The organism is Bacteroides sp. 1001302B_160321_D4 (assembly GCF_015667765.1).
GTDB classification, from domain to species: domain Bacteria; phylum Bacteroidota; class Bacteroidia; order Bacteroidales; family Bacteroidaceae; genus Bacteroides; species Bacteroides xylanisolvens.
In genome coordinates, this window is sequence record NZ_JADPLO010000131.1 from 1 (window position 1) to 4,168 (window position 4,168).

The 4,168-nt window shown below is 36.9% G+C and carries 3 protein-coding genes; all 3 read left to right on the forward strand.

The features are described 5' to 3' along the window. The first annotated feature begins 86 nt into the window (after positions 1-86). Positions 87-1,961 carry an FAD-dependent oxidoreductase gene (locus KFO40_RS25300; protein WP_121960506.1) on the forward strand — a complete coding sequence of 625 codons (1,875 nt, stop codon included), beginning with the start codon at positions 87-89 and terminating at the stop codon, positions 1,959-1,961. 44 nt (positions 1,962-2,005) lie between these two features. After that, positions 2,006-3,103, forward strand: coding sequence for a DUF4434 domain-containing protein (locus KFO40_RS25305; RefSeq protein WP_211146927.1), 1,098 nt, complete (start codon positions 2,006-2,008; stop codon positions 3,101-3,103). Positions 3,104-3,108: 5 nt separating this feature from the next. Then, positions 3,109-4,168: sugar porter family MFS transporter (locus tag KFO40_RS25310; RefSeq protein ID WP_211146928.1), on the forward strand; the 1,060-nt coding region annotated here is incomplete at its 3' end.

Below are 4,168 nucleotides of genomic sequence, written 5' to 3' on the forward strand. Positions count from 1 at the left end.
TATTATCTATTGTTTATTTAATAAATATAGCTATATTTGTGCCGTGATATTATTAATAAAACTCTATATCCTTAAATGAATTTAGTATGAGAAACTATTTTTTAGGTCTGTGTTTATTATTTGCTTTGTGTTTTACAGCATGCTCTCATTCAGATGATTCTGTTGATGTGCTAATTATTGGTGGAGGTGCCAGTGGAGTGACTGCTGGTATTCAGTCTGCTCGAATGGGGGCTGCAACATTGATAGTAGAAGAAACTGAATGGCTGGGTGGAATGCTTACATCTGCAGGCGTAAGTGCTGTTGACGGAAACTATGATTTGCCAGCAGGCTTGTTTGGTGAGTTTCGCGAACATTTGGCAGATTATTATGGCGGACTTGATTCTCTAAAAACCGGTTGGGTGAGTGCAGTGTTGTTTGAACCTTCAGTCGGAAATAAAATTTTCCATGAAATGGTTGATGTAGAGAAAAATCTAAAAGTATGGCATAATGCTACCTTGGTAAAGCTGGAAAGAGAGAAAGATGTTTGGATTGCTCAAATTCAGATGAAAGATAATACAATCAAAAAAATACATGCTAAAATATTGATTGATGGTACTGAATTGGGGGATATAGCAAAAATGTGCGGGGTGGAATATGATGTCGGTATGGAAAGCCGTCATGATACTAAAGAAGATATCGCTCCGGAAGAGAAAAATAATATAGTTCAGGATATTACATACGTAGCAATCTTGAAAGATTATGGTAAAGATGTGACTATTCCTTGTCCTGAAGGATATAATAAGGATGAATTTGCTTGTGCTTGTGCCAGTCATGTTTGTATCACGCCTAAAGAACCGGATCGTGTATGGTCTAAAGACATGATGATAACTTATGGAAAACTTCCTAATAATAAATACATGATTAATTGGCCGATAGAAGGCAATGATTATTATGTAAACTTGATTGAAATGACCCGTGAGGAACGTGAAGAAGCCTTGAAATATGCAAAACATTATACGATGTGTTTCGTTTATTTTCTGCAACATGAATTAGGTTTTAATACATTGGGCTTAGCTGACGATGAATATCCTACAGCCGACAAATTACCATTTATTCCTTACCATAGAGAGTCTAGGAGAATCCATGGGCTAGTACGTTTTGATTTAAATCATGCTTGTGAACCGTTCAGGCAGTCTCAACCTCTTTATCGTACTTGTATTGCCGTGGGGAATTATCCTGTGGATCATCATCATACGCGTTATCATGGATATGAAGAGTTGCCTAATCTTTATTTTCATCCGATACCGTCATACGGTTTACCTTTAGGAACTTTGATTCCGAAAGATGTTGAAGGATTGATTGTTGCTGAAAAATCAATATCTGTTTCTAATATAATTAATGGTACCACTCGTTTGCAGCCGATGGTTATGCAGATCGGGCAGGCAGCGGGAGCATTGGCAGCTCTTGCGGTGAAAGAAGGTAAAAACATAAGAGAAGTATCTGTTCGGGAAGTACAAAATGCGATTTTGGATGGAAAAGGATATTTATTGCCTTATTTAGATGTTGAGTTAGATCACCCAATGTTTAAGTCACTACAACGTATCGGCTCTACAGGTATATTAAAAGGTATAGGTAAAAGTGTTGACTGGTCAAATCAAATGTGGTTCAGAGCGGATACATTATTATTGGCAAATGAGTTGAAAGGATTGGGTGATGTTTATCCTTTTGTCAATAAGCAAGTATTCGAAGGTAATAATACCATATCAATTCAGAAAGCTACAGAGCTAATAGGAGAGATTGCAGAAAAAGAAGGTATTGAGATGAAAGAGGGTAGGGTAGAAGAGATATGGAATGAATTTGAATTGAAGGACTTTGATATGAATCGAGACATCCTACGGAGTGAAATGGCAATTTTGATTGATCAGATATTAGATCCTTTCAATAATAAAAAAGTAGATATTACAGGACAATATATTCAATAGGTAATAATAATATAAGTGTTAACTGCTGTTTTAATTAAACTAATATGAAAACATTAGATCGAAGAGACTTTCTAAAAAAAGCCACATTGGCTGGCGCGTCAGCCTTGACTGTACCAACTTTGTTTGAATCTTGTACTTCAAAAGTTAGTGCTAGTACGGTAATGGCAACTGATGATTTAGAAAGTAAACTTATTGTTCCTAAAAACAATGGCCTAAAAATTACCGGAACTTTTTTGGATGAAATATCACATGATATTCCACATCAGAACTGGGGTGAGAAAGAATGGGACTTGGATTTTCAGCACATGAAAAATATAGGAATTGATACAGTAATAATGATCCGTTCTGGTTATCGTAAATTTATCACTTTTCCTTCTCCTTATTTATTGAAGAAAGGTTGTTATATGCCTTCCGTTGACTTGGTGGATATGTTTTTACGTTTAGCTGAAAAGTATGGAATGAAATTCTATTTTGGACTATACGATTCGGGTAAATACTGGGACACAGGGGATATGACCTGGGAAGTGGAAGATAACAAATATGTAATTGATGAAGTTTGGGAAAATTATGGTTCCAAGTATAAAAGTTTTGGAGGATGGTATATCAGTGGTGAAATAAGCCGGGCAACGAAAGGGGCGATTGGTGCTTTCCATGCATTAGGAAAACAATGTAAGGATATATCTAATGGATTACCGACTTTTATATCGCCTTGGATTGATGGCAAAAAAGCAATCATGGGAACGACAAAAATGACTAAAGAAGATGCCGTTTCTGTACAACAACACGAAAAAGAATGGGATGAAATTTTTGATGGAATTCATGATGTGGTAGATGCATGTGCATTTCAAGATGGGCATATTGATTATGACGAATTGGATGCGTTCTTTTCTGTCAATAAAAAATTAGCAGACAAGTATGGTATGCAATGTTGGACAAATGCCGAATCTTTTGACCGTGATATGCCAATTCGTTTTCTACCCATTAAGTTTGATAAACTTCGGATGAAGTTGGAAGCAGCCAAACGTGCCGGATATGATAAGGCTATTACTTTTGAATTTTCTCATTTTATGAGTCCACAATCAGCCTACCTGCAAGCAGGTCATTTATATGACAGATATAAAGAATATTTTGAAATAAAATAAATGTTATGAAGTCTACAATCAATTTTGGTTATCTTATATTCCTTTCTGTTGTGGCAGCATTGGGAGGCTTTTTGTTCGGATATGATACCGCAGTTATATCGGGAACAATTGCCCAAGTGACTCAACTTTTTCAATTAGATGCACTGCAACAGGGATGGTATGTAGGATGTGCTTTAGTAGGCTCTATCGTAGGTGTTCTTTTTGCTGGAATCTTAAGCGATAAGTTAGGAAGAAAACTTACGATGGTTATTTCAGCCGTATTGTTCTCTACATCAGCTTTGGGGTGTGCACTATCTGCCGATTTTACTCAATTGGTGATCTATCGGATAATAGGTGGAGTAGGGATAGGGGTTGTTTCCATTGTTTCTCCTCTTTATATATCTGAAGTAGCCGTGGCACAGTATAGAGGACGCCTAGTGTCATTGTATCAGTTGGCTGTAACAGTCGGTTTCTTAGGAGCTTATTTAGTTAACTATCAATTATTGGCATGGGCGGAGAGTGGTACGCAATTGAGTGTGGATTGGTTGAATAAAGTATTTATAACTGAAGTATGGAGAGGTATGTTGGGTATGGAAACATTGCCAGCAATCTTATTCTTCATAATCATATTCTTTATTCCGGAAAGTCCTCGCTGGTTAATCGTGCGTGGAAAGGAATTGAAGGCTGTAAATATATTAGAAAAAATATATAATTCAATTACAGAAGCGAAAAGTCAATTAAAAGAAACGAAATCTGTACTGACCTCTGAAACGAGATCGGAATGGTCGTTATTAATGAAGCCTGGAATCTTCAAAGCTGTTATTATCGGTGTTTGTATTGCCATTTTAGGGCAATTTATGGGAGTGAATGCAGTGCTCTATTACGGCCCTTCTATTTTTGAAAATGCAGGACTTTCAGGTGGCGATTCTCTTTTTTACCAAGTTCTGGTAGGACTAGTCAATACTTTGACCACGGTTCTGGCTCTTGTCATTATCGATAAAGTGGGCCGCAAGAAGCTGGTTTATTACGGAGTTTCGGGTATGGTTGTTTCTCTGATCCTTATCGGTCTGTACTTCCTCTTCGGAG

Excerpts from the sequence above, each read along its gene's own strand:
- KFO40_RS25305 (WP_211146927.1), top strand. The coding sequence starts at position 2,006 with ATGAAAACATTAGATCGAAGAGACTTTCTAAAAAAAGCCACATTGGCT.
- KFO40_RS25300 (WP_121960506.1), top strand. The coding sequence starts at position 87 with ATGAGAAACTATTTTTTAGGTCTGTGTTTATTATTTGCTTTGTGTTTT.